The organism is Verrucosispora sp. TAA-831 (genome assembly GCF_050780145.1).
GTDB lineage: Bacteria > Actinomycetota > Actinomycetes > Mycobacteriales > Micromonosporaceae > Micromonospora.
In genome coordinates, this window is the sequence record NZ_CP192240.1 from 5832000 (window position 1) to 5856538 (window position 24539).

The window sequence follows — 24539 nt, forward strand, 5'->3', positions numbered from 1 at the left end:
ATGACCACGACGCGGCCCACTCCGGCCTCCCCCACCCCGCCCGGCGGCCACCTGCTCCAGGTACGGGACCTGCACATCGAGTTCCGCACCGGCGAGGGGGTGGCGAAGGTGATCAACGGGGTCAGCTACCACCTGGACCCCGGCGAGACCCTGGCGGTGCTGGGCGAGTCCGGCTCCGGCAAGTCCGTCACCGCGCAGGCGGTGATGGGCATCCTGGACAGCCCACCGGCGCACGTCACCGCCGGGCAGATCCACTACCAGGGGCGCGACCTGCTCGCCCTGCCCGAGGAGCAACGTCGGCAGGTCCGGGGCAAGGAGATCGCGATGATCTTCCAGGACGCCCTCTCCGCGTTGAACCCGGTCTTCCCGGTCGGCTGGCAGATCGGCGAGACGCTGCGCCAGCGGCTCGGCATGTCCCGCGCCGACGCCCGCCGCCGGGCGGTGGAGCTGATGGACCTGGTGCAGATCCCGGCCGCCGGCCAGCGTCTCGGCGACTACCCGCACCAGTTCTCCGGCGGCATGCGCCAACGCGTGATGATCGCGATGGCGCTGGCGATGGAACCGAAGGTGCTGATCGCCGACGAGCCGACCACCGCGCTCGACGTCACCGTGCAGGCGCAGATCATGGACCTCCTCGCCGACCTGCGGCGGGACCTGGACATGGCGATGATCCTGATCACCCATGACCTGGGCGTGGTCGCCGACGTGGCGGACCGGATCGCGGTCATGTACGCGGGCCGCATCGTCGAGCACGCCGACGTGCGGTCGTTGTACCGGGCACCCGCCCACCCGTACACCAAGGGGCTGCTGGCGTCGATCCCGCGCCTGGACCAGCGCGGCGGGCGGCTGTCCACCATCCGGGGCCTGCCGCCGAACCTGATGCGCATTCCCAGCGGCTGCCCCTTCCATCCCCGATGCCCGTACGCGCAGCAGGTCTGTGTCGACGAGGTACCGCACGACCTGGTCCTCGGCGACGGCCGGACCAGCGCGTGCCACTTCGCGCAGGAGGTACGTGATGACCGCGCCGGCTGAGCCCACCACGGTGACCGGCGAGACGATCCTCGACGTCGACAACGTGGTGAAGCACTTCCCGATCACGCAGGGGGTGCTGTTCCAGAAGAGGGTCGGCGCGGTGAAGGCCGTCGACGGGGTGAGTTTCCAGCTCCGCCGGGGCGAGACGCTGGGCGTCGTCGGCGAGTCCGGCTGCGGCAAGTCGACCCTGGCCCGGTTGCTGATGCGGCTGGAGCGGCCGACCGCCGGCCGGGCCACCCTGGCCGGGCAGGACCTGTTCGCCGCCTCCGGGGCCCGGCTCCGCCGGATCCGCCGCAACATGCAGATGGTCATGCAGGACCCGTACACCTCGCTGAACCCCCGGATGACCGTCGGCGACATCATCGGCGAGCCGTTCGAGATCCATCCCGAGGCGGCCCCGAAGGGCAGCCGCGAGCGGCGGGTGCAGGAACTGCTCGACGTGGTCGGGCTGAACCCGGAGCACGTCAACCGCTACCCGCACCAGTTCTCCGGCGGCCAGCGGCAGCGCATCGGCATCGCCCGGGCACTCGCGCTGCGGCCCGAGGTGATCGTCTGCGACGAGCCGGTCTCCGCGCTGGACGTCTCCATCCAGGCCCAGGTGATCAACCTGTTGGAGCAGCTCCAGGACGAGTTCGGGCTGTCCTACATCTTCATCGCCCACGACCTGTCCGTGGTGCGGCACATCTCGGACCGGATCGCGGTGATGTACCTGGGCCGGATCGTGGAGATCGGCACCGAGGACGAGATCTACCAGCGGGCCACCCACCCGTACACGCAGGCGCTGCTCTCGGCCGCGCCGGTGCCGGACCCGGACGCCCGCGAGCGTCGTACGGTGATCCGGTTGCGCGGTGACGTACCGAGCCCGGCCGACCCGCCGAGCGGCTGCCACTTCCGGACCCGGTGCTGGAAGGCGCAGGAGATCTGCGCCGTCGAGGATCCGCAGGCGGTGCCGCGGGCCGCCGACCCGCACCCGTCCGCCTGTCACTTCGCCGAGCTGCGCCCGTCGGTGTAAGGAAGGGTCCCCTGCTAACGCCGGGTGTATAGCAGGGGACCCTTCCTTACATCCAAGGCCGAGCCGCGCGGCGGCGGGTCAGTGGAAGAAGTGCCGGGTGCCGGTCAGGTACATGGTGACGCCGGCCTGCTTGCAGGCGGCGATCACCTCCTCGTCCCGGATCGAGCCGCCCGGCTGCACGATCGCCCGGATGCCGGCGTCGATGAGGATCTGCGGCCCGTCGGCGAACGGGAAGAACGCGTCCGAGGCCGCCACCGCGCCCCGCGCCCGGTCGGCACCGGCCCGACTGACCGCCAGTCGCGCCGAGTCGACCCGGTTGACCTGACCCATCCCGACGCCGACCGTGGCGCCGTCCTGGGCCAGCAGGATCGCGTTGCTCTTCACCGCGCGCACCGCCCGCCAGGCGAAGGCCAGGTCGGCCAGGGTCGCCTCGTCGGCCGCCTCGCCGGTGGCCAGCCGCCAGGTCGTCGGGTCGTCGCCCTCGGCGTCGATCGCGTCGCGTTCCTGCACCAGCACACCGCCGGTGATCTGCCGCCACTCGGTCGACGGCGGACGGAACTCCGGTGCCCGCAGCAGCCGGATGTTCTTCTTGGCCTGGAGCACCTCGGCGGCACCGGGCTCGTAGCCGGGCGCCACGACGACCTCGGTGAAGATCTCGGCGATCTGCCCGGCCAGCTCGACCGAGACCGGCCGGTTCACCGCGATGACGCCGCCGAAGGCGGAGACCGGGTCGCAGGCGTGCGCCTTGCGGTGGGCCTCGGCCACGTCCGCGCCGACCGCGATGCCGCACGGGTTGGCGTGCTTGATCACGGTTACCGCCGGCTGGTCGACGAAGTCGTTCGCGGCCCGCCAGGCGGCGTCCGCGTCGACGTAGTTGTTGTAGGACATCTCCTTGCCGTGCAACTGCTCGGCCTGGGCCAACCCGGGCGGGCTCGCCGGGTCCGCGTAGACCGCCGCGCCCTGGTGCGGGTTCTCGCCGTACCGCAGCACCGCCTGCCGACGCAGCGCCAGTCCGGCGAACTCCGGCCCGCCGTCGGCGGCCGGGGCCAGGGTCGTGGCGAACCAGTCGGCCACCGCCACGTCGTACTCGGCGATGTCGGCGAAGGCGCGGGCGGCCAGCGCCCGCCGCTGCGCCAGCGTGAAGCCGCCGCCGTCGAGCGCGGCCAGCAGCAGCGGGTACGCGGCCGGGTCGGTCACCACCGCCACCGACGCGTGGTTCTTGGCGGCGGCCCGCACCATCGCCGGACCGCCGATGTCGATCTGCTCGACGCACTCGTCCTGGCTCGCGCCGGAGGCCACGGTCTGCTGGAACGGGTACAGGTTGGACACCAGCAGGTCGATCCCGGCGATGCCGTGCTCGTCGAGCTGGGCGACGTGGGTGTCCTTGCGCAGGTCGGCGAGGAGTCCACCGTGGATCTTCGGGTGCAGGGTCTTCACCCGGCCGTCGAGGATCTCCGGGAAGCCGGTCACCTGCTCCACGGCGGTCACCGGCACACCGGCACCGGCGATCGTCGACGCGGTGCTGCCGGTGGAGACGATCTCCACCCCGGCGGCGTGCAGCGCCTTGGCCAGGTCGACCAGTCCGCTCTTGTCGTAGACGCTGACCAGTGCCCGCCGGATCGGGCGACGCCCGTCCTCGATGGAACTCACGGAACTGTGACCTTTCTCCCGGTGATCGTCCAACCCTCGCGGACCAGTCGGCCCACCTGCTCGACGAGTTGCTGCCGCTCGGCTTCCTTGATGCGTTCGGTGAGCGTGTCCACGTCGTCGTCCTCGTGCACCGGCACCGCCACCTGCGCCACGATCGGGCCGGTGTCCATCCCGGCGTCGACGAAGAACAGCGTCGCACCGGTGACCTTCACCCCGTAGGCGAGCGCGTCCCGGGGGCCGTGGATGCCGGGGAACGCCGGCAGCAGGGTGTTGTGCGTGTTCAGGTAGCGGTCGCCGAAGGCGGCGAGGAACCGGGAACCGACCAGCTTCAGGAACCCGGCGGAGACGACCAGGTCAGGGCGGTGCGCGGCGACCTGCTCGGTGAGCGCCACATCCCACTCCGCACGGGACGGGTGGTCCTTGACCCGCGCCACGAACGTCGGCACCCCGGCGGCGGCGGCTCGGTCCAGCCCGGCGATGCCGTCGCGGTCCGCGCCCACCGCGACCACCCGGGCCCCGTACGCCGGGTCGGCGGTCGCGTCCAGCAGCGCCTGCAGGTTGCTGCCGGAGCCGGAGACGAGGACGACGATGCGGGCGGGCTCGGTCACCGGCACACCCTATCCGGCGGCGGATCGGCGCTGGTCCGGTGCCCACCCGGTGGGCCGGCGACCCTTCGCCGACCACCGAGGTCGCACTGACCGGGTACGCTGCCGGTCGCTTGGGACCGGCGCGTGTCCGGCCCGCACCCGTCAGCGAAACGTACGTGAGGAGCTCGTCATCATGCAGCCCGGATACCCGTCCCAGCCGCCCCAGCAGGTCGACAACAACATGACGATGTCGATCGTCGCCATCTTCCTGTTCTGGCCGCTGGCGATCCCCGCCATCATCAACGCCTCGAAGGTCAACCAGCTTCTCCAGCAGGGTGACTACGCCGGTGCCCAGGCCGCGTCCGCCGAGTCGAAGAAGTGGTCCAAGTGGGCCATCATCGTCGGTGTCGCGTGGCTCGCGATCGTGCTGCTCTGCTGCCTGGGCGGTGGCGTCCTCGGTTCGCTCAGCGGCTCCAACGTCTGAGTCACGGAACCACATGCAGCCCGGTAACCCCGGTCAGGACCCGTACGGCCAACAGCCGTACGGGGATCCGACAGCTCCACCTCCGCACAACCCGTACGCGCCACCGGCGGCCAATCCCTACGCACCTCCGCCGGCCAACCCGTACGCCACGCCGGAGCCGCACACGCCTGCGGTCGACCCGTACCAGCAGGCAGACCCGTACGGCCAGCAGCCGCCCACCTCCGGGCAGCCGTACGACCCGTACTCGGCCCCGCCCGCCGGACAGCCGGCGTACGGTCAGCCCCCGACCTACGGGCAGCCGCCGACGTCGGGGCACCCCTACGGTGGCCAGCCCTACCAGGACCCGTACGCCCCGCAGCCGTACGGCGGTGCGCCGATGTACCCGCACGCCGGTTTCGCCGGCCCCGGCGGGCAGCAGAACACGCTCGGTCTGGTGGCGATGATCCTGGGCATCGCGTCGATCCCGCTGAACTGCTGCTACCTCGGTATTCCGCTGGGTCTGGCCGCGGTGATCACCGGCTGGCTCGGCAAGCAGAAGGTCGACCAGGGCCTGGCCGGCAACGCGGGGCAGGCCCTCACCGGTCTGATCTGCGGCGGCATCGGCCTGCTGCTGGGCCTGCTCTATCTCTTGCTGATCGCGGTGAACTACGCCGTGCCGCAGCTTTGAGCCAGCAGTACGCGAGGGGCGCTCCGGACGAACGGGGCGCCCCTCGTCGTGAACGGCCCCGAGTTCGAGGGCCGGCCGCGCTGCGGTCGGTCTAGCCGGCGGGCCGGGTGAGCCAGCGGGTCGCCGCCGCTCCGAGCACCGCGCCGCCGCCCGTGATCAGCATCGCGGCCAGCGCCACCTGCCAACCGACCGGGCCGACCTCGGCCAGCCGTCCGGCACCGAGCGGCCCGCCGGAGACCTCCGCGAGCACGCCGAGGAGCACCCCGGCCACCGGGCCGACGAGTACGGCCGGCACCAGCAGCCGCCGCCAGCGCAGCGGTGCGCGGTCCGCCCCGGCCGACCGGAGCAACCGACGGGCCAGCAGCCAACCCGCGGCCATGCCCACCAGGACCGGTATCGCGAGGACCACGATCGACCCGGCCCCGTCGACCGGCCCGCTCGGCAGCCCGGCGAACAACGGCAGCGCCGGTAGCGCGCCGACCGAGACCTCGCTGGTGCGGACCGCCGTGTCGGTGCCCACGGCGAAGCCCGGCCCGAGCAGGTAGCCGGTGGCCCAGACGGTGGCGTTGGGGGCGTACGCCAGGCTGACCAGGGTGATGCCCGCCTGCCCGGCCACGCCGGTGCGGTACGCGCCGATCAGGTCGGCCGCGTCGCCCCCGCCGGTCGCCACGGCCAGTCCCGCCCCGGCCGCCCCCGCGCCGAGCAGCACCAGTGCGGCCACCAGGCCGGCCCGGACTCCTTCGCGCACCGGCGTCGGTACCTGACCGGCGAGCACCTCGGCCAGCCCGGTGGTCCGGGTCGCGCCGAGCCCGGCGGCGAGCGTGCCGATCACCGCGAGCGTCACCCCGGCCCGCGACCACGACACACCGGTGCCGCCGGTGTCCACGAGCAGCGCGGCGAGCAGACCGATCAGGCCGTAGCCGACGCCGACCGCCGCCGCGACGGCCGACGTGCGGCCCGGCGACCGGCTGCCGCGTGCGCCGACCGCACGGCTGGCGTGCACACCGCCCCGGGCGAGCCGCCAGAGGGCCAGCACGGTGACCGCGAGCGGGGCCAGGCCCAGGGGTCCGGCGGCGGTGTCCAGCGGTACGCCGTGCCCGAGCAGCCATCCGGCCGCCCCCGCGCGGACCGCACCCAGCAGCGTGGCGGCACCCTCGCTGAGCTGGAACAACCAGAGTGCGAGCGCCACCGGCAGCCAGGAGGTGAGGGCGGCTCCGCCAGCGGCCACCAACGCGGCGACCGCGAGGGGCGGGTGACGGCGACCGCCGGGCGTGCCCCGCTGCACCGGTACCCGGCGGGGCGGGCCGGCGCGACCGGGTGGCCGGGCGCCGACTCCGCGTGCGTCGGTGGCCCGGCGCGGCTGGTCAGGGGTGACGGAGGACATCGGCTCTACTCTGGCATGCCGGGGCCGCCTCGGCTGCCCGGACACCACCCCGTCCGGAGGTGAGTTCGCCTGATCCGGCGTGCCGGCCGCAGGGTCCGGTCTAGCCTCGGCTCAGGGCCGTGACCGACGTCGCGGCAGGTAGTGTCCGGAGGGAAGCCGTGAACGCTCCGTATCCACCGCCCCCGCCGCCACCGGCAGGCCGGGACCGCACCACTCTGTGGGGCGTGCTGGGCATCGTCACCGGGGTGCTCTGCTGCGGCATCCTCGGCATCGTCTTCGGCTGGTTGTCGATCCGCGACGCACGCCGCTACCGGCAGTCGCCGGTGCTCGGCTACGTCTCGATCGGCCTGGGTGTGCTGAACATCGTGATCAGCCTGATCCTGTCCGCCACGGGCAACTACCCGTACTGGAACCGCTGAGGGGCCGACCTTCCGGTCGGCCCCTCGAAGACTGTCGTACCGGCTCAGCCGGCGGACATGATCTCCCGCATCAGCTTGGCGGTCTCGGTCGGGGTCTTGCCGACCTTGACGCCGACCGCCTCCAGCGCGGCCTTCTTCGCGTCGGCGGTACCCGCCGAGCCGGAGATGATCGCACCGGCGTGCCCCATGGTCTTGCCGGGCGGGGCGGTGAAGCCGGCGATGTAGCCGACCACCGGCTTGGTGACGTTGGCCTTGATGTAGTCGGCTGCCCGCTCCTCGGCGTCGCCGCCGATCTCACCGATCATCACGATCGCGTCGGTGTCCGGGTCGGCCTCGAACGCGGCCAGCGCATCGATGTGCGTGGTGCCGATGATCGGGTCGCCACCGATGCCGACGCAGGTCGAGAAGCCGATGTCCCGCAGCTCGTACATCATCTGGTAGGTCAGCGTGCCGCTCTTGCTGACCAGACCGATCCGGCCGCTGCCGGTGATGTCGGCCGGGATGATGCCGGCGTTGGAGGCGCCCGGCGAGGCGATGCCGGGGCAGTTCGGCCCGACGATCCGGGTCCGCTCGCCCTTGCCCGTGTTGTACGCCCAGAAGGCGGCGGTGTCGTGCACCGGCACACCCTCGGTGATCACCACGGCCAGCGGGATCTCGGCGTCGATCGCCTCGATGACCGCGCCCTTGGTGAACTGCGGGGGCACGAAGATGACGGTGACGTCGGCGCCGGTGTCCTTCATCGCGTCCGCGACGCTGGCGAAGACCGGCAGCTCGGTGCCGTCGAAGTCGACGGTGGTGCCCGCCTTGCGCGGGTTCACGCCGCCGACGACGTTGGTGCCGGCCGCGAGCATCCGCCGGGTGTGCTTGGAACCCTCGGAACCGGTCATCCCCTGGACGATGACCTTCGAGTCCTTGGTGAGCCAGATAGCCATTGTCAGACCCCCGCAGCCGCCAGCTCGGCGGCCCGCTCGGCCGCGCCGTCCATGGTGTCGACCCGCTGCACCAGCGGGTTGTTCGCGCTGTCGAGGATCGCCCGACCCGCTTCGGCGTTGTTGCCGTCCAGCCGCACGACGAGCGGCTTGGTGACCTGCTCCCCGCGCTGCTCCAGCAGGGCCAGCGCCTGGATGATGCCGTTGGCGACCTCGTCGCAGGCGGTGATGCCGCCGAAGACGTTGACGAAGACGCTTCGGACCGACGGGTCGGAGAGCACGATCTCCAGACCGTTGGCCATCACCGCGGCGCTCGCGCCGCCGCCGATGTCGAGGAAGTTGGCCGGCTTGACGCCGCCGTGCCGCTCACCGGCGTACGCGACCACGTCGAGCGTGGACATGACCAGGCCCGCGCCGTTGCCGATGATGCCGACCTCGCCGTCGAGCTTGACGTAGTTGAGGTCCTTCTCCTTGGCGGCCTGCTCCAGCGGGTCCACGGTCGACTGGTCGACCAGGGCCTCGTGGTCCGGGTGCCGGAAGCCGGCGTTCTCGTCCAGCGAGATCTTGGCGTCCAGCAGCAGCAGCGTGCCGTCACCGGTCTTGGCCAACGGGTTGACCTCGACCAGGGTGGCGTCCTCGGCGACGAACGCCTTCCACAGCCCCACCGCGACGTCGACGACCTGGTCGGCGACCTCGGCCGGGAAGCCCGCGGCGGAGACGATCTCCCGGGCCTTGGCCTCGTCGACACCCTTGACGGCGTCGATCGGGGCCTTGACGACCTTGTCCGGGGTGTCCGCGGCCACCTGCTCGATGTCCATGCCGCCAGCGACGCTGGCGATGCAGAGGAAGGTACGGTTCGCCCGGTCCAGCAGGTACGAGAAGTAGTACTCGTCGGCCACGTCGGCGGTCACCGTGATCATGACCTTGTGGACCGTGTGACCCTTGATGTCCATGCCGAGGATGTCGGTGGCGCGGGCCACCGTCTCCTCCGCGCCCTCGGCGAGCTTCACGCCGCCGGCCTTGCCTCGCCCGCCGACCTTCACCTGCGCCTTGACGACCACTCGGCCGCCGAGGCGATCGGCGATCGCGCGGGCCTCCTCCGGGGTGGTGGCAACGCCGCCCGCGAGCACGGGCAGACCGTGCCGCTCGAACAGGTCCCGCCCCTGGTATTCGTACAGGTCCACGATTGCGCGTCCCGTCCCGTCTCCGCGGCGCACCGTCGCGCCGCCACCAGCGTATGGAAAGTAAACAGTGCGGTGCCTGACATCAGTCGAAGTTGACGCAGACCGCTGAACCTCGCGCGGCCCGAACCGCACGGCACTCGCGCACCGCGCCCTACCCGTGGGTCCGTCGGACCGTGGGCGGAGGTGATGCGGGGTTCATTGGGCGCAGCCTAGCGATGTCGGCACGGGCGGCAACCGAGCGGGTGCGGGGTGTGCGGTAATCCACAGCCACCACGGACGCTGTGTCACCAGCGTGCACCACGCCGCAGCGACCGCTCCGGTGTCACCCGTTCGGGCGATCTCCACGACCTGGGCAGGGAACCCGTCGCCGGTGCGTAACCCGGCCGGCAGGGCCTCGTTGAGTCAGGTGTCGGAGCGCTGAACGGCGCGAGGACGCAAGCGGCCGATGCCCTGTCGGTCGAGGGGTGGCGGCGGGGCATCGTGCATAGAGGGGCCGGACGTGTGAGGGGTGCGTCCGGCCCCTCCCCTTGTGCGCTGCACGCGTCGGGCCGGTTTGCGCGCTCTCCTGCGGCACGTCGGTCCCGCTCTGCGCGTCGACTCTCCGGTGTGCGTGTCGGGTCAGCTCACCGGCTGGGCGACGTTGCTGCGGACCCACTCCACGATGGACTGGGTGGTCGCACCGGGCGTGAAGATCTTGGCCACACCGAGCTGCTCCAGCTCCGGGATGTCCGCGTCCGGAATGATGCCGCCGCCGAAGACCACGATGTCCCGGGCGTCGCGCTCACCGAGCAGTTCGAGCACCCGACGGAACAGCGTCATGTGCGCGCCGGAGAGCACCGAGAGGCCGACCGCGTCGGCGTCCTCCTGGATCGCGGTCTCCACGATCTGCTCCGGAGTCTGGTGTAGGCCGGTGTAGATGACCTCCATGCCGGCGTCCCGGAGAGCGCGGGCCACCACCTTGGCCCCACGGTCGTGGCCGTCCAGGCCCGGCTTGGCGACGACGACCCGAACACGAGAGCTCATCTGCGCATCCCTTTCAGCGGCTCCGGGGCTTTCACCTGAACGAACGGTAACCCGCGCCCCCGAACCCGGGGAACCGGGGCCGAAGCCCGGTGACGGACCCGCCGCCACGACCACCTCACGCAGAGACACGACCGACGCGGTCCGGGTCAAGGAGGACGACTCCGCCGATCGGTCACGGTGTGCGACGAACGGACGATAACGAGGGCAGCCCTCCGGTGCCGCTAGCCATGACATTAACGGACGGAAAGGGACAGAAAGGTGCAACGAGTTCGGCGCTCCGGCTTGTGGGGCGACTGCCGGTTGGCTACCGTGTCCACGGTTGTCATCAGGTTTGCGGACGGGTGACGACGCGACCAGCCGACGGACGGACCACTGATCCGGACGACGGCCGACCGCCTCGGAACCCCGACAACGGAGGGTGTGCGTGCGCCAGCGCCTGTCGTCTGAGCCCGATCGATATCGCGGTCGCCGCCGCGTACCCACCCCCCCACGTAGCCGCTACGCCGCAGTCGTCACCACCGCCTTCGTCGGTGCCGGCGTGGTGGCACTGGGCGCCGGCGCTCTGCCGGACGCCAAGAGCGTCGAACAGTCGGTGCTCGACGAGCTGAAGCAGGCGGCGGTCAGCAGCCAGGGCGCTGCCGAGCGTGCCGAGACCGCCGACCGGGCCTCCCGGGACGGCCGCAGCGCCCCGGAGAGCGTCGAGGACTCCGGCGTCTGGCTGCTGCCACTACAGGGCTACGACTTCAACTCCCCCTACGGCATGCGGTGGGGGAAGCTGCACACCGGCATCGACCTGGTCGCGCCGGAGGGCACGCCGTACGTCTCGATCCACGAGGGCACCGTCACCAAGGCCGGCTGGTTCGGCGGGTACGGCAACGCCGTGATCGTCCAGCACCCGGACGGCAGCGAGGCGATCTACGGCCACTCCTCGGACGTGAGCGTGCGCGAGGGGCAGCAGGTCAAGGCCGGCGACCAGCTCGGTCTGGTCGGCAACACCGGACACTCCTACGGGGTCCACCTGCACCTGGAGATCCATGTCAAGGGCAAGCCGCTCGACCCGGTGCCCTGGCTCCAGGAGCGCGGAGTGGACATCAAGCTGCAAGTCGAGGCAATTTACAGCGAGGTAACGGAGTCCTGACAGCCCGTTGCACCCGTTGACCGCCCGGATCGATCGATCCGGGCGGTTTTTCGTGCCCGCCCGGATCGCAAAGTGTCCCGGGCCACAGTCCGCACTGTGGTCGAGCGCACACCCCGGTCGACGCACCGACCCGGTCATCCGGCGACAACCGGGGACGGACCGGGAAAGCAGCCCCGCCATGACCGCCCGCCCACCCAACCCCGGTACTCGACGAACACCCGGCGGACCCCAGGATTTCCAGGTCACGTACCCCTCGATCCAGTGAGGTCCGCCCCGTGCAGGACGACAACCCCACCCCGCACCACAAGCTCCCCCACGCCCCCGCCCGGCATCGCCGCCGGATCGGCCGGCGCGGCCGTCGACTGGCCGTCGGCGCGGTCGCCGTACTGGGACTCGGACTCGGTGGCGTCGTCGTGACCAGTCTCGACGACAGCCCGACCCCGACCCCCGTCTCACTCGACGCGCAGGCCAGCGCCGAAGCCGCCGCCCGTGCGGAGGCCGCCGCCCGCGCCGACCGCTCGGCCCGCGAGTCGGCCGCCCCGGCGACGCCGGAGAGCCCGACGCCGACCCCGACGGCGAGACCGTCCCGGACACCCGACGCGAGCCCGACCGCGAAACCCCGCCCGACAGCCACCAGGGCCGCCACGAAGACCACGAGTGCGGCCCCGAAGCCCGACTGGGTCATCCCGATGGCCGGCGCCGCCATCACCTCGTGCTACGGCCCGCGCTGGGGCACGCTGCACGCCGGGATCGACTTCGCGCTGCCCGCCGGCACGCCGGTGCGGGCCGCCTCCAAGGGCACCGTGACGAAGGCCGGCGACGTCGGTGACGGGTACGGCATCTCCGTCGTCATCGACCACGGCAACGGCTACCTCACCCACTACGCCCACCTGAGCACCACCCGGGTGAACGTGGGCGAGAAGGTCAGCACCGGGCAGACCATCGGCCTGGAAGGCTCCACCGGCGACTCCACCGGGCCGCACCTGCACTTCGAGGTGCACCAGGGACAGATGTGGAACCAGATCGACCCGGCGCCGTTCCTGCGTGCCCGGGGCATCGACGTGGCGTGCTGACCTGACGCCGGGCGTCCGGCGCACCGGCCCGGCCCGGGCCGGTGCGCCGACCCGTCAGATCTTCTCGATCGGGGCGTGCCGCAGCACCAGCCACAACGTCTGGTCGCCGAAGTCGATCTGCGCGCGGGCACCCGGGCCGTGGCCCTCCACCGTGACCACCCGACCGAGTCCGTACCGCTGGTGGTTGACCCGGTCCCCGGCGGAGACCTTGGGGCCCTGCGGCAGCTCGCTCGCGGTGGCCAGCCGACTGCCGTCCACGCCGAGCTTGCGGGCCAACTGGACCGCGCGGGGCGTACCGCCGGTGAAGCCGCCGCCCACCCGGTCCGCGCGACCGCCCACGCCGCCGCCACCACCGCCCCAGGAGGTGTACGACCCCTCGGTGCGCTCCCAACGGACCAGCTCGGTCGGCAGCTCCTCCAGGAACCGCGACGGCGGGTTGTACGCCGGCTGTCCCCACGCCGACCGGGTCACCGCACGGGACAGGTAGAGGCGCTGCCGGGCACGGGTGATGCCCACGTACGCCAGCCGCCGCTCCTCCTCCAGCTCACGGGTGTCGCCCAGCGAGCGCAGATGCGGGAAGACGCCGTCCTCCAGGCCGGTCAGGAAGACCACCGGGAACTCCAGCCCCTTGGCGGTGTGCAGGGTCATCAACGTGACCACGCCCTGGTGTTCGGGATCGTCCGCGGGTATCTGGTCGGCGTCGGCCACCAGGGCCACCTGCTCCAGGAAACCGGCCAGCGTGGCCCGCTCCCCCTCCGCGCCGCTCGCCTCGATCCGTTCGGTGTACTCCCGGGCCACGCTGACCAGCTCCTGGAGGTTGTCCACCCGGCCCGCGTCCTGCGGGTCCAGGCTCTCCTCCAGCTCGCTCAGGTAGCCCGAGCGGGTCAGCACCGCCTCCAGCACCTCCTCCGGGGTGCCGTCGACGGCCACCTCCCGGGCGGCGTCGAGCAGCGCCACGAAGTCGGCGATGCCGTTGGCCGCGCGGGTGGAGATGCCCGGCGCGTCCTTGGCCCGACGCAGCGCCGCGCCGAACGAGATGCGGTCCCGGCTGGACAGTGCCTCCACACACGCCTCGGCCCGGTCGCCGATGCCCCGGCGGGGCGTGTTCAGGATCCGGCGCAGACTCACCGTGTCGTCGTCGTTGACCACCGCACGCAGATAGGCCAACGCGTCGCGGACCTCCTTGCGCTCGTAGAAGCGCACCCCGCCGACGACCTTGTACGGCAGGCCGACCCGGATGAACACCTCCTCGAAGACGCGGGACTGCGCGTTGGTGCGGTAGAAGACCGCCACGTCGCCCGGCCGGGCCTCGTCGGCGTCGACCAGCCGGTCGATCTCCCGACCCACCCAGTCCGCCTCGGCGTGCTCGGTGTCGGCGACGTACCCGACGATCTGCTCGCCCGCCCCGGCGTCGCTCCACAGCCGCTTCGGCTTGCGCGAGGTGTTGCGGTCGATCACCGCGTTGGCCGCGTTCAGGATGGTCTGGGTGGAGCGGTAGTTCTGCTCCAGCAGGATGGTGCGGGCGTCGCCGAAGTCGCGTTCGAACTCCAGGATGTTGCGGATCGTCGCGCCCCGGAAGGCGTAGATCGACTGGTCCGCGTCACCGACCACGCACAACTCCGCCGGGGCCAGCCCGTCCGTGCCCGAGACCAGCTCCTTGATCAGGACGTACTGCGCGTGGTTGGTGTCCTGGTACTCGTCGACCAGCACGTGCCGGAACCGGCGGCGGTAGGTCTCGGCGACGTGCGGATGCGACTGGAGCAGGTGCACCGTCGTCATGATCAGGTCGTCGAAGTCGAGCGCGTGCGCCTCACGCAGGCGACGTTGGTACAACGTGTACGCCTCGGCCAGCGCCCGCTCGTTCGGCCCCGACGCCCGGTCGGCGAAGGTCTCCGGGTCGACCAACTCGTTCTTCAGGTTGGAGACCTGGGCCGCCAGGCCCCGCGCCGGATAGCGCTTCGGATCCAGGTCGAGCTCGCGCGTGACCATCTGCATCAGTCGGCGGGAGTCGTCGGCGTCGTAGATCGAGAAGGTGGACTTGAGCCCGGCGTGCTCGTGCTCGGCCCGCAGGATCCGTACGCAGGCGGAGTGGAACGTGGAGACCCACATCAGCCGCGCACGCGGCCCGACCAGGGCGGCCACCCGCTCCTTCATCTCGCCGGCGGCCTTGTTGGTGAAGGTGATCGCGATGATCTCGCCGGGATGCACGTCCCGCGCGGCGAGCAGGTACGCGATCCGGTGGGTCAGGACCCGGGTCTTGCCGGAACCGGCACCGGCGACGATCAACAGCGGTGAGCCGGCGTGGGTGACCGCGTCCCGCTGGGGGCCGTTGAGGCCCTCCACCAACTCGGACGGGTCGAGGCGGCCGGGAGCCGGCCGGCGCGGCGGCAGCGCCCGGTCGGGCTCGGGCGCGGACGGGGACGCGGGGATGTCGAAGAGAGGATGCATCGCAGGGCGAGTCTATGCCGCCGCCCCGACATCCCCGCCCCGCGCCGCCCTTGGTGAAAGGAAGGGCCCCCTACTAACGCCTCGTGTATAGGAAGGGTCCCTTCCTTACGGGTTTCCTTGCGCGGCGGCGTCCGCGGCGGGCATACTCGACGGCGTGTTCGACCAGCGCTTCTACTTTTACTACGGCCCCGGGAGTCCGGCAGCCGTAGGTCGCGCCTGATCGACAAGACCTACGAAAAGCCCCGGGCTCTCGGAGTCCGGGGCTTTCGTCGTCCCGGGATCCGGGCACCGGGCACCACACCGTGAGAGGTACCCGAAGATGACAGACGTGATGGAGCAGAACGGCGTCCCAGGCGAGTCCGGCACCACCCCGAACGGCACCAACGCGAACGACACCGGCGCGAACGGCGGCACCGGTCCCGCCGCGGACACCCCGGGCACCGGCACCGCGGAACCGGGCGCTGCCGCCCGCATCGCCGAGATCCGGGTCCGGATCGACGAGATCGACCGCACGATCGTCGAGCTGTGGCAGGAGCGGGCCGCCCTGTCCCGCGAGGTCGGTGCGACCCGGATGGCCTCCGGGGGCACCCGGCTGGTGCTCTCCCGGGAGCAGGAGATCCTGGAGCGCTTCCGGGTCGCCCTCGGTGCCGACGGCACCCAGTTGGCGCTGCTGTTGCTGCGGGCCGGTCGCGGACCGCTCTGACCCGGACGGATCGATCCGAGTGGCAGACCGGGGACCGGCGGTCCACGTGAGCGGACGCCGGGCCGACCAAGGGCGGCCCGGCCATGGCGGCCCGGACAACAGCTAATCGGCCATGGCGGCCCGAACGCGGCGGCCCGGCCACACCGGCCCGGACGCGGCAGCGCGGGCACGAGTCCGGACGGCAGCGCGGGCGCAGCGGCCCGGACGCCGGCAGTGCGGACACGGCGGCTCGGACACGGACCGGGGCGCCGGCCGCTGGTGACGGCCGACGCCCCGAATCACTGAGGAGGCACTACCTTCACCGCCGCTCCCGGTTTGGATGACCGGCCACGACGGCGTCTGTGTGGCTACTCCGTCGCGTGCACCACGTCGCGGACCTCGGCGAAGTGGCAGGCGCTCGGGTGGCCGGACTTGTCCCTGATCTGCAGCAGTGGCTCCTCTTCCGCGCAGACGTCCTGGGCCTTCCAGCAGCGGGTGCGGAACCGGCAGCCGGACGGCGGGTTGGCCGGCGACGGGACGTCGCCGGTCAGGACGATCTGGTCGCGGTGCCCACGCAGCTTCGGGTCCGGCACCGGCACCGCGGACAGCAATGCCTGGGTGTACGGATGCGTGGGCGTCTCGTAGATCTGGTCCTCGGTGCCGACCTCGACGATCTTGCCGAGGTACATCACCGCGACCCGGTCGGCGATGTGCCGCACCACGGACAGGTCGTGGGCGATGAAGATGTACGACAGACCCAGCTCGTTCTGGAGCTTCTCCAGCAGGTTGATCACCTGCGCCTGGATGGAGACGTCCAGGGCCGAGACCGGCTCGTCACAGAGGATGATCTCGGGGTTGAGCGCCAGCGCCCGGGCGATGCCGATCCGCTGCCGCTGGCCGCCGGAGAACTGGTGCGGATAGCGGTTGATGTGGTCGGGGTTCAGGCCGACCAGCTCCAGCAGCTCCTGCACCTTGGGCCGACGCTGGCCCTTCGGCACCACGTCCGGGTGCACCTCGAACGGCTCACCGATGATGTCGCCGACGGTCATCCGCGGGTTCAGCGAGGTGTACGGATCCTGCATCACCAGTTGGATGTTCCGCCGGCCCCGACGCCGTTCCTCGGCACCGACCTTGGCCATGTTCTTGCCCTGCACGAACAGGTCACCGGAGGTCGGCGTCTCCAGACCGACGAGCATCCGCGCCAACGTCGACTTACCGCAGCCGGACTCGCCCACGATGCCGAGGGTCTCGCCGCGCCGCAGCTCCAGGTTGATCCCGTCGACCGCGCGGACCGCGCCGACCTGCTTCTTGAAGACGATGCCCCGGGTCAGCGGGAAGTGCTTTACCAGGTCGCGGGTCTCCAACACCACGTCACTCATCGCCCTTGACCTCCTTCCAGAAGTGGCAGGCAGCCGTCCGGCTCGGCGACACCTGGTACAGCGGCGGCGCCGGGTCCTGCTTGCAAACGTCCTGGGTGTAGCGGCAGCGAGGGTTGAAGGCACACCCCGGCGGGATGTTGGTCAGCGCCGGGGGCAGACCCTTGATGGCGCTGAGCTCCTGACCCTTGAGGTCCAGCCGCGGGATCGACTCCAGCAGACCCTTGGTGTACGGGTGGGCCGGGGTGGCGTAGATGTCGTCCACGCCGGCTTCCTCGATGACCCGACCGGCGTACATGACGGAGATCCGGTCGGCCACGTCGGCCACCACACCCATGTCGTGGGTGATCAGCACCAGCGCCATGTTCCGTTCCCGCTGGAGCTCGGCCAGCAGGGCCATGATCTGGGCCTGCACGGTCACGTCCAGTGCGGTGGTCGGCTCGTCCGCGATCAGCACCTCGGGGTCGAGCGCCAACGCCATGGCGATCATGACCCGCTGCCGCATACCGCCGGAGAACTGGTGCGGGTAGTCGTTCACCCGCTGCTGCGCCGCCGGGATCTTGACCAGGTCGAGCAGTTCGACGGCTCGGGCCTTGGCGTCCTTGCGGGACATGCCCCGGTGCTTGCGGAACAACTCGCCGAGCTGGAACCCGACGGTGAAGACCGGGTTCAGCGCGGAGAGCGCATCCTGGAAGATCATCGCGATCCGGTTCGCGCGCACCTTGCGGCGCTCGGACTCCGGCAGCTTGAGCAGGTCGACACCCCGGTACAGGATCTCGCCACCGGTGACGAACCCGGGCGGGCTGTCCAGGATGCCCATGATCGCCTGGGCGGTCACGCTCTTGCCGCAGCCCGACTCACCGAGGATCGCCCGGGTCTCGCCGGCCCGCACGTCGAAGCTCACCCCGTTGACCGCGCGAGCCACGCCGTTACGGGTACGGAACTCCACCTGCAGGTTCTTGACCTGTAGTGGCAACGCGTTCGGGTCGAGGCCCGGCAGCGCGTCCAACTTGACGTTCACATCACTGCTCATGCCGACACTCCGCTTCGCTCCGCGCCGGCACGAGGCACCAACGCACTGAGCCTGAAGATTCGCTCGCTCCGCTCACTCATGCCGACACTCCGCTTCGCTCCGCGCCGGCACGAGGCACCAACGCACTGAGCCTGAAGATTCGCTCGCTCCGCTCACTCATTCGGAATCACCGGAACTTCGGGTCGAGGGCGTCACGCAGTGCGTCACCCATCAGAATGAAGGAGAGCACCGTGCCGACCAGCAGACCACACGGGAAGAGCAGCAGCCACGGGTCCTCCAGGAAGTAGACCTGGTGCACCGAGATCATGATGCCCCACGACTGCGCCGGCGGCTGGAGCCCGACACCGAGGAAGGTCAGCGTGGCCTCCGCGGCGACGAACGAACCGAGCACGATGGTGGCGTACACCAGCATCGGGGCGATCGCGTTCGGCAGGATGTGCCGGAACATCAGCCGCGAGTTGCGGGCACCGACCGCCTTGGCCGCGTGTACGTAGTCCAGGTCCTTCGAGGAGATGACGCTACCTCGGGTGATCCGGGCGATGGTCGGCCAGGCGAGCAGGAACAGCACCAGGGTCAGGGTCCAGATGTTCTGCCGCTTGATGACCGTGAGGAACACGATCGCGCCGAGCAGGAACGGCAGCGACAGGACGATGTCCATCACCCGGGAGATGATCGTGTCGACCCAGCCGCCGTAGTAGCCGGCGAGCAGGCCGAGCGTGCCACCGACCAGCACGATGCCACCGGTCGCCATGACCGCGATGACCATCGACGGCCGCGCGCCGTAGATCGCGTGCGAGTAGTAGTCGCAGCCCAGGATGTCGTACCCGAACGGGTGCTCCCAACTGGGCGAGATCCGGGACCGGTCGGTGTTGCAGGCACGCGGGTCCTGGCTGGTCCAGAGCTTCGGGAAGGCCGCCATCGAGCCCACCACGAGGATGTACAGGGAAGCGATCATGAAGACCGGGTCGCGAAGCAACTGCCGCCGGGCGTCCGCCCAGAGACTGGCGCTGCGCTCCTTGCCACCGACCGGCGCATCGGTCGTGGGGCCGTCACCGGCCACCGGCGCACCGCCGACGGCGGCGCCCGCACTACTCAGGTCACTCATGCCGACGCTCCGCTTCGCTCCGCGCCGCCACGAGGCACCAACGCACTGAGCCTGAAGATTCGCTCGCTACGCTCACTCATGTCCATACCTCGTTTCGCTCCACCGGCACCCGGGAGCGGTCGGAAGATCCTGCGTCGGCATCGTCACCACGGTCCGGTCACTCATAGCGGATCCTCGGGTCGAGCACGGCGTAGAGGAGGTCGACCAGCAGGTTGGCGATCAGGACGACCAGCACCAGCATGGTCACCACGCCGATCACCACCGAGGACTCGCCGGTACGCGCGGACATCGTCACCAGCCGACCGATGCCCGGCACGTTGAAGATGGTCTCGGTGACCACCGCGCCGGCCATCGCGGCGCCGATGTCGACGCCGAGGAAGGTGATCACGGGGATCAGCGAGTTACGCAGCGTGTGCACACCGATGACGCGCTTGGTGGTCAGGCCCTTGGCCTTCGCCGTCCGGACGTAGTCGGCCCGGATGTTCTCCATGATGCTGGTCCGGGTGAGCCGGGCGGTGACCGCCAGCGACGTCGCACCGAGCACCATGCCCGGGATGATCAGACTCGCCCAGGGATAGTCGGGCTTGAAGCCTGGGCTGAACATACCGGTGGAGATCACGTCGGGGATCCAGCTCTGGCCCCGCAGCACGTTGCCGAACTTGACGCCGACGAACTCCCGCACGACCAGGCCGAGCACGAAGATCGGCACCGAGATGACGAAGACCGTGCTGATCTTCACCGTGTAGTCGGCGAAACTGCCGCCGCGCAGGCCGGCGAGCACACCGGCGGCGATACCCACGACCGCCTCGAAGACGATGGCGATGAGCAGCAGCTTGAGCGTGAACGGAATGGCGTCCGCCACCAGGTCGGTGACCTCGCGCTGGCGCAGGTTGATGCCGAAGTCGAAGTTCAGGAAGATGCCCTGCAGCCGGTCCACGAAGAGCCCGAAGCAGGGGTTGCCCTTCTGGTCGAGGCAGGGGTCACCGTAGCCGAGTCGCTCGGTGATCGCCTCCAGCAGCGCGGGCGGCGGCGTCCGGTCCCCGAACAGCGCCCGGACCGGGTTCCCGCTGAACTGGATCGCCAGTGAAGTCAGGTAGTGGAGCAGGAACATGGTGCCCAGCACGGTGGGGATGAACTGGAGCAACCGTCGAATGACGTAGCGCCCCATGTCGGGGTCTCCTCTCGGCGCTGACGTGGCGGCAACGATCACCCTGGTGGGGAGACCGTTGCCGCCACGTCGTGTTACGGCAGGATCAGGCGGTTGAAGCTCAGTTCTGCTTCAGCGAAATCGCTGCGTAGTCGGCGTCCGAGACGGAGTTCCAGACGAACTGGTCGACGTTCTCGCTGTAAAGGGCACCAACCTTGTTGAACCACATCGGGATGACCGGGAGGTCCTCACCGACCAGGTCCTCCGCCTTCTGGTAGGACGGGATCGCGGCCTGGATCGAGTCGGCCGAGTCACCCTCCTTCATGGCGGCGTCGAACTCGGGGTTGCTGTAGGTCGAGTTGTTGCTGCCCGAGCCCGTGGCGTACAGCGGGTAGAGGAAGGTCTCCATGAACGGGTAGTCCGGACCCCAGCCGAGGCGGAACCCACCGGTGAACTTCTTCTGATCGGCGGTCTCCAGGTACTCGGCGAACTGCAGGTTCACCCGCAGCTCGTAGTCGATACCCAGGGCCTCCTTGATCTGGTCACCGACCGCCTGCAGCCACTGGTCGTGGCCGGCACCGGCGTTGGCCCACAGGATCAGCTTCTCACCGGCCGGCCAGCCGCCGGCCTCGGCGAGCAGCTGCTTGGCCTTCTCGACGTCCTTCTTGGCGTACGGCGTGACGTTCTCCCGCGCACCCTCGAAGGTCGGGGCGACGAAGCCGGTGGCCGGGGTGAACCGGCCGTCGAAGACGGCGTCGATGATCGACTGGCGGTCGATCGACAGCGAGAGCGCCTGGCGGACCCGCTTGTCCTTGAAGTTGTCCTGGTACAGCGGCATGCCGACGTAGGTGAAGCTGTCACCCGGCTGCTCGTACATCCGGTCGGCGTAGGTGGCCTTGGCCTCCTTGTACCGGGCCGGCGGCACGGTGTACAGCACGTCCAGCTCGCCGGCCTGGAAGGCGGCGTAACCGGCGTCGATGTCGGCGAAGATCCGGTACTCGATGCGGTCCGGCTTGCCGGGCTCGCCCTTCCAGCTGTCGCTGCGGACCACGTTGATCGCGACGTTGTGCTGCCAGTTGCCGTCGATCTTGTACGGGCCGTTACCGATCGGCTTCTCGTTGCAGGCCGCGATGTCGGCGACGCAGGCCTCGGCCATCGGGAAGAAGCCCGGGTAGCCGATCGTGGTCGGGAAGCCGGAGAACGGGGCCTCCAGCTCGACGGTGAAGGTCAGGTCGTCGACCTTCTTCAGGCCGGACAGCTCCTTGGCCTTCGGCTCCGGGGCCTTCTGCGGGCCGTCGCCGTCCGGGTCCTCGGACTGGACGTCCTTGATGCCGGCGATCCGCTTCATGAAGTAGCCGTTGTTCTGGGCGTTCGGGCTGTAGGCCGCGAAGTTCCAGGAACGGATGAAGGCGTCGGCGTTGACCGGCTCACCGTTGTCGAACGTGTAGCCGTCCTTGATCTTGATCGTCCAGAGCTTCTGGTCGTCCGACTCGACCGACTCGGCCAGGTCCATCTCGACCGCGGCGCTCTCGGCGTTGTACTTGACCAGACCACGGAACAGCGAGCGGATCACGTACAGCGACGGCTCGTCGTCACCGCCGGAGGGCGTCAGGAACGCCGGCTCCGCGTTGTAGACGCGCAACGTACCGCCGGCCTGGCCGCTCGAGTCGTTGTCGTTGTCGCTACCACCGCCACAGGCGGTGGCCAACATGGCGGTGGCGGTCGCCGCGACCGCCACCTTCAGGAATTTCCCGCGCATGGGAGTGCCTCCTCAGGGCGCTCGGCTCACGAGGGGGTTGTGAGGTGCCTGCCACTGTGACACCCGATGCGCCCAAGCCGAAAGGCGTGTTATCAACCCGATACCCGCCCGGGACGGCCTCGACATCGACCCGGAGCCCCGTCCACACCGCCCGACAGGCATGCTATGAGCTGCCCGTCAACGGCTTTTTCGCGCCCGAATGGCCGATTGCCTGCGCGGCCGGATCACCTCGAAGCATCGACCAGGAAACCTGAGGTGAATCCCTCCACGTCGCCCCGAATCCTAACCGAAAGGAGGATGTCGAATCCAGACGGGAGACCGAATCAGTTCCTCGGGTGATCGTCTTCCGAAGAGTCGGAACGAGCCCCGTCCGCTCACACCAACCGGCGGTCCGCAGCCCAGCGGGACAGCTCGTAGCGGTTGGACATCTGGAGCTTGCGCAACACGTTGGAGACGTGGGTCTCGACGGTCTTGATCGAGATGTACAGCTCCCGGGCGATCTCCTTGTACGCGTACCCCCGGGCCAACAGCCGAAGCACCTCGCGCTCGCGGTTGGTGAGCTGGTCCAGCTCGGGGTCGGCGACCGGAGCGTCGGGGCGGGCCGCGAACGCGTCCAGCACGAACCCGGCCAGCCGGGGACTGAACACGGCGTCGCCGTCGGCCACCCGCCGGATCGCCGCGGCCAGCTCGTCCGGCGAGATCGTCTTGGTGACGTAGCCCCGGGCACCGGCGCGGATCAGCCCGATCACGTCCTCGGCGGCGTCGGAGACGCTGAGCGCCAGGAACCGCACCTGCGGGTGGCTGCGCCGCATCGCCTCCAGCACCGCACGCCCGCCCCCGTCGGGCATGTGCACGTCGAGCAGCACCACGTCCGGTTCGATGGCCGCGATCCTGCTGACCGCCTCGGAGACCGTGCTCGCCTCGCCCACCACCTCCACGTGCGCGCCCAGTTCGGCCCGTACCCCGGCGCGGAACATGGCGTGGTCGTCGACCAGGAACACGCGCAGCCGCTCGGGTCCGGCTCCCGTCGGCTCGGCCGCTGGCGTCGACTGCTCGGTCATGATCTGTCCCTTTCCGCCGTGGCCGAGTCCCGGCTGATCGGCAGGATCAGTCGCACCTCGGTCCCCTCCCCCGGCCCGGAGCGGATCTCCGCCCGGCCGCCGTGTCGCTTCATCCGCCCGATGATCGAGCCCCGTACACCGTGCCGGTGATCCTCCACGGTATCCGGATCGAAGCCCGCCCCCCGGTCCCGTACGAAGACGCTGACCTGGTCGGGTTCCACCTCGGCGTAGAGCGAGACGGTCTGCACCCCGGCGTGCCGGGCGGCGTTCACCAGCGCCTCCCGCGCGGCGGCGACCAGCGCGCCGACCCGTTCGTCGGTCTCCCGGTCACCGACCACCACCGCCTCCACGGTGATCGCGAAGGTGTCCTCGACCTCGGCTGCGGCCTGCTCCAACGCGGCGGCGAACCGTTCGGTGGGCGACGCGGTGGGCTTGTAGAGCCAGTTCCGCAACGAGCGCTCCTGGCCCCGGGCCAGCCGCTGGACGGCCTTCACGTCACTGGCATTGCGCTGGATCAGCGCGAGGGTGTGTAGCACCTGGTCGTGCACCATGGCCGCCAGCTCGGCCCGTTCCTGCTCCCGAATGCGTCCCTCGCGCTCGGAGCGGAGCTGGTTCCACGTCCGCCAGAGCACCGGCGCCGCCACCACCCCGACGCCGGCCAGGCCGACCAGCGCGAAGATCACGCCGTTGATCACCGCGTCGAGGTTCTGCGCCGGGGAGTACACGGCGGCGACGCCGATGATGCCGACGGCGACCAGTACCCCACCGCCGACGAACCGGAGCACGAAGGCCCGCCGGTCGCTCTCCTCCACCACCGCGCCGAGCCACGGCACCGGCATCGACTCGCCCCACTGCCGCCGCCGTTCCGGGGTCGACTGGTGCCAGATCACGCCGGCTCCCACCGCGATGATCGCGACCAGCCACCCGGCGGTGCCCGCGGCACCCACCGAGTCGAAGAGCACCACCTGGACCAGCAGAGCGCCCAGCCCGATCGCCACGAACGGCAGCAACTGCCCGAACTCCCGCCGGGGCGGTACGGCGGTGTCTCCCGGCCGCAGCGGCACGACGGCCCAGAACGCCGCGTAGAGCAGCAGGCCGAGCCCGCTCAGCCCGAGCAGCACCATGAAGGCGACCCGGACCCGGAGTACCGGGACACCGAGGTGCTCGGCGATGCCGGCCGCCACCCCGGCGGCCATCCGGTGTTCCGGGGCACGGTAGAGGCGCGGCGGCCCAACGACGGTGCTGATCACGTACTCCCTGGTCAGGACGGCTCGCGCCGGAGACGGACGGTGCGGCGGCGCTGGTCCGATCGTCACACGCGCGGTGGTCGGCCGACCACGGGGACG

22 protein-coding genes are annotated in these 24539 nt (G+C 70.6%); 8 read left to right on the forward strand and 14 right to left on the reverse strand.

All coding sequences use genetic code 11. From position 1 onward, the window contains the following. On the forward strand, positions 1 to 1032 hold the full coding sequence (locus tag ACQVFL_RS25885; protein WP_431727788.1) for an ABC transporter ATP-binding protein: 1032 nt from the start codon (positions 1 to 3) through the stop codon (positions 1030 to 1032). Then, positions 1016 to 2044 carry an ABC transporter ATP-binding protein gene (locus ACQVFL_RS25890; RefSeq protein WP_396690421.1) on the forward strand — a complete coding sequence of 343 codons (1029 nt, stop codon included), beginning with the start codon at positions 1016 to 1018 and terminating at the stop codon, positions 2042 to 2044. The genes ACQVFL_RS25885 and ACQVFL_RS25890 overlap by 17 nt, the downstream gene beginning before the upstream one ends. A gap of 78 nt (positions 2045 to 2122) precedes the next feature. Here the strand turns inward: ACQVFL_RS25890 and purH are convergent, their stop codons facing one another. Both purH and purN read right to left on the reverse strand, forming a co-directional pair. Beyond that, entirely contained in the window at positions 2123 to 3694 is a 1572-nt protein-coding gene (purH, locus tag ACQVFL_RS25895) for a bifunctional phosphoribosylaminoimidazolecarboxamide formyltransferase/IMP cyclohydrolase (RefSeq protein ID WP_431727789.1), read from the reverse strand. Beyond that, positions 3691 to 4302: a phosphoribosylglycinamide formyltransferase gene (purN, locus tag ACQVFL_RS25900; RefSeq protein WP_431727790.1), complete on the reverse strand. Its 612-nt coding sequence runs from the start codon at positions 4300 to 4302 to the stop codon at positions 3691 to 3693. Before purN ends, purH begins: the two co-directional genes overlap by 4 nt. 172 nt (positions 4303 to 4474) lie before the next feature. Here purN and ACQVFL_RS25905 point away from each other — a divergent pair, with 172 nt between their 5' ends. Then, the gene (locus ACQVFL_RS25905) at positions 4475 to 4765 is read left to right on the forward strand and encodes a CD225/dispanin family protein (RefSeq protein WP_396690415.1); all 291 of its coding nucleotides are present in this window, start codon (positions 4475 to 4477) and stop codon (positions 4763 to 4765) included. A gap of 13 nt (positions 4766 to 4778) precedes the next feature. Further along, positions 4779 to 5432: a DUF4190 domain-containing protein gene (locus ACQVFL_RS25910; protein ID WP_431727791.1), complete on the forward strand. Its 654-nt coding sequence runs from the start codon at positions 4779 to 4781 to the stop codon at positions 5430 to 5432. A 91-nt stretch (positions 5433 to 5523) separates the two neighbouring features. Here the strand turns inward: ACQVFL_RS25910 and ACQVFL_RS25915 are convergent, their stop codons facing one another. After that, positions 5524 to 6816 (reverse strand): cell division protein PerM, encoded by a 1293-nt coding sequence (locus tag ACQVFL_RS25915; RefSeq protein ID WP_431727792.1) that lies wholly within the window; start codon positions 6814 to 6816, stop codon positions 5524 to 5526. 158 nt (positions 6817 to 6974) lie between these two features. On the opposite strand from ACQVFL_RS25915, the gene ACQVFL_RS25920 reads away from it, so the two are divergent. Beyond that, positions 6975 to 7235 carry a DUF4190 domain-containing protein gene (locus tag ACQVFL_RS25920; protein WP_350692730.1) on the forward strand — a complete coding sequence of 87 codons (261 nt, stop codon included), beginning with the start codon at positions 6975 to 6977 and terminating at the stop codon, positions 7233 to 7235. Positions 7236 to 7279: 44 nt separating this feature from the next. Here the strand turns inward: ACQVFL_RS25920 and sucD are convergent, their stop codons facing one another. The 3 genes from sucD to ACQVFL_RS25935 all read right to left on the reverse strand — a co-directional run bounded on the left by sucD (position 7280) and on the right by ACQVFL_RS25935 (position 10371). After that, the gene (sucD, locus tag ACQVFL_RS25925; protein ID WP_396690409.1) at positions 7280 to 8167 is read right to left on the reverse strand and encodes a succinate--CoA ligase subunit alpha; all 888 of its coding nucleotides are present in this window, start codon (positions 8165 to 8167) and stop codon (positions 7280 to 7282) included. 2 nt (positions 8168 to 8169) lie between these two features. Further along, on the reverse strand, positions 8170 to 9348 hold the full coding sequence (sucC, locus tag ACQVFL_RS25930; RefSeq protein WP_396690407.1) for an ADP-forming succinate--CoA ligase subunit beta: 1179 nt from the start codon (positions 9346 to 9348) through the stop codon (positions 8170 to 8172). Positions 9349 to 9966: 618 nt separating this feature from the next. Further along, positions 9967 to 10371, reverse strand: a complete 405-nt coding sequence (locus ACQVFL_RS25935; protein ID WP_350692734.1) for a cobalamin B12-binding domain-containing protein — start codon at positions 10369 to 10371, stop codon at positions 9967 to 9969. A gap of 424 nt (positions 10372 to 10795) precedes the next feature. On the opposite strand from ACQVFL_RS25935, the gene ACQVFL_RS25940 reads away from it, so the two are divergent. Both ACQVFL_RS25940 and ACQVFL_RS25945 read left to right on the forward strand, forming a co-directional pair. Next, positions 10796 to 11509: a M23 family metallopeptidase gene (locus ACQVFL_RS25940; protein WP_396690405.1), complete on the forward strand. Its 714-nt coding sequence runs from the start codon at positions 10796 to 10798 to the stop codon at positions 11507 to 11509. Between the two features lie 275 nt (positions 11510 to 11784). Beyond that, a complete protein-coding gene (locus ACQVFL_RS25945; RefSeq protein ID WP_431727793.1) occupies positions 11785 to 12582 on the forward strand; it encodes a M23 family metallopeptidase in 798 nt (265 codons plus the stop codon). Between the two features lie 54 nt (positions 12583 to 12636). On the opposite strand, the gene pcrA is transcribed toward ACQVFL_RS25945, so the two are convergent. Continuing rightward, the gene (gene pcrA / locus ACQVFL_RS25950) at positions 12637 to 15030 is read right to left on the reverse strand and encodes a DNA helicase PcrA (RefSeq protein WP_396690401.1); all 2394 of its coding nucleotides are present in this window, start codon (positions 15028 to 15030) and stop codon (positions 12637 to 12639) included. 331 nt (positions 15031 to 15361) lie between these two features. Here pcrA and ACQVFL_RS25955 point away from each other — a divergent pair, with 331 nt between their 5' ends. After that, entirely contained in the window at positions 15362 to 15733 is a 372-nt protein-coding gene (locus tag ACQVFL_RS25955; RefSeq protein ID WP_431729895.1) for a chorismate mutase, read from the forward strand. Positions 15734 to 16080: 347 nt separating this feature from the next. On the opposite strand, the gene ACQVFL_RS25960 is transcribed toward ACQVFL_RS25955, so the two are convergent. From ACQVFL_RS25960 to ACQVFL_RS25990, 7 genes are all read right to left on the reverse strand, one after another. Continuing rightward, entirely contained in the window at positions 16081 to 17091 is a 1011-nt protein-coding gene (locus ACQVFL_RS25960; RefSeq protein WP_396690399.1) for an ABC transporter ATP-binding protein, read from the reverse strand. After that, on the reverse strand, positions 17084 to 18121 hold the full coding sequence (locus ACQVFL_RS25965) for an ABC transporter ATP-binding protein (protein WP_396690397.1): 1038 nt from the start codon (positions 18119 to 18121) through the stop codon (positions 17084 to 17086). The genes ACQVFL_RS25960 and ACQVFL_RS25965 overlap by 8 nt, the downstream gene beginning before the upstream one ends. Positions 18122 to 18287: 166 nt before the next feature. After that, positions 18288 to 19226: an ABC transporter permease gene (locus ACQVFL_RS25970; protein ID WP_396690395.1), complete on the reverse strand. Its 939-nt coding sequence runs from the start codon at positions 19224 to 19226 to the stop codon at positions 18288 to 18290. A 157-nt stretch (positions 19227 to 19383) separates the two neighbouring features. Next, positions 19384 to 20394 (reverse strand): ABC transporter permease, encoded by a 1011-nt coding sequence (locus tag ACQVFL_RS25975; protein WP_396690393.1) that lies wholly within the window; start codon positions 20392 to 20394, stop codon positions 19384 to 19386. A 100-nt stretch (positions 20395 to 20494) separates the two neighbouring features. After that, positions 20495 to 22132, reverse strand: a complete 1638-nt coding sequence (locus ACQVFL_RS25980; protein ID WP_396690391.1) for a peptide ABC transporter substrate-binding protein — start codon at positions 22130 to 22132, stop codon at positions 20495 to 20497. A gap of 374 nt (positions 22133 to 22506) precedes the next feature. Continuing rightward, positions 22507 to 23193, reverse strand: a complete 687-nt coding sequence (locus tag ACQVFL_RS25985; protein ID WP_396690389.1) for a response regulator — start codon at positions 23191 to 23193, stop codon at positions 22507 to 22509. Beyond that, positions 23190 to 24458, reverse strand: a complete 1269-nt coding sequence (locus ACQVFL_RS25990; protein ID WP_396690976.1) for a PspC domain-containing protein — start codon at positions 24456 to 24458, stop codon at positions 23190 to 23192. Before ACQVFL_RS25990 ends, ACQVFL_RS25985 begins: the two co-directional genes overlap by 4 nt. Positions 24459 to 24539: the final 81 nt, after the last annotated feature.

Bases quoted from the DNA above. Each gene is read 5' to 3' on its own strand.
- ACQVFL_RS25915 (WP_431727792.1), bottom strand. From the start codon at position 6,816: ATGTCCTCCGTCACCCCTGACCAGCCGCGCCGGGCCACCGACGCACGC.
- sucD (WP_396690409.1), bottom strand. From the start codon at position 8,167: ATGGCTATCTGGCTCACCAAGGACTCGAAGGTCATCGTCCAGGGGATG.
- ACQVFL_RS25960 (WP_396690399.1), bottom strand. From the start codon at position 17,091: ATGAGTGACGTGGTGTTGGAGACCCGCGACCTGGTAAAGCACTTCCCG.
- pcrA (WP_396690401.1), bottom strand. From the start codon at position 15,030: ATGCATCCTCTCTTCGACATCCCCGCGTCCCCGTCCGCGCCCGAGCCC.
- ACQVFL_RS25980 (WP_396690391.1), bottom strand. From the start codon at position 22,132: ATGCGCGGGAAATTCCTGAAGGTGGCGGTCGCGGCGACCGCCACCGCC.
- ACQVFL_RS25965 (WP_396690397.1), bottom strand. From the start codon at position 18,121: ATGAGCAGTGATGTGAACGTCAAGTTGGACGCGCTGCCGGGCCTCGAC.
- ACQVFL_RS25985 (WP_396690389.1), bottom strand. From the start codon at position 23,193: ATGACCGAGCAGTCGACGCCAGCGGCCGAGCCGACGGGAGCCGGACCC.
- ACQVFL_RS25890 (WP_396690421.1), top strand. From the start codon at position 1,016: ATGACCGCGCCGGCTGAGCCCACCACGGTGACCGGCGAGACGATCCTC.
- ACQVFL_RS25975 (WP_396690393.1), bottom strand. From the start codon at position 20,394: ATGGGGCGCTACGTCATTCGACGGTTGCTCCAGTTCATCCCCACCGTG.
- ACQVFL_RS25970 (WP_396690395.1), bottom strand. From the start codon at position 19,226: ATGAGTGACCTGAGTAGTGCGGGCGCCGCCGTCGGCGGTGCGCCGGTG.
- ACQVFL_RS25910 (WP_431727791.1), top strand. From the start codon at position 4,779: ATGCAGCCCGGTAACCCCGGTCAGGACCCGTACGGCCAACAGCCGTAC.
- ACQVFL_RS25955 (WP_431729895.1), top strand. From the start codon at position 15,362: ATGGAGCAGAACGGCGTCCCAGGCGAGTCCGGCACCACCCCGAACGGC.
- ACQVFL_RS25905 (WP_396690415.1), top strand. From the start codon at position 4,475: ATGCAGCCCGGATACCCGTCCCAGCCGCCCCAGCAGGTCGACAACAAC.
- ACQVFL_RS25885 (WP_431727788.1), top strand. From the start codon at position 1: ATGACCACGACGCGGCCCACTCCGGCCTCCCCCACCCCGCCCGGCGGC.
- ACQVFL_RS25935 (WP_350692734.1), bottom strand. From the start codon at position 10,371: ATGAGCTCTCGTGTTCGGGTCGTCGTCGCCAAGCCGGGCCTGGACGGC.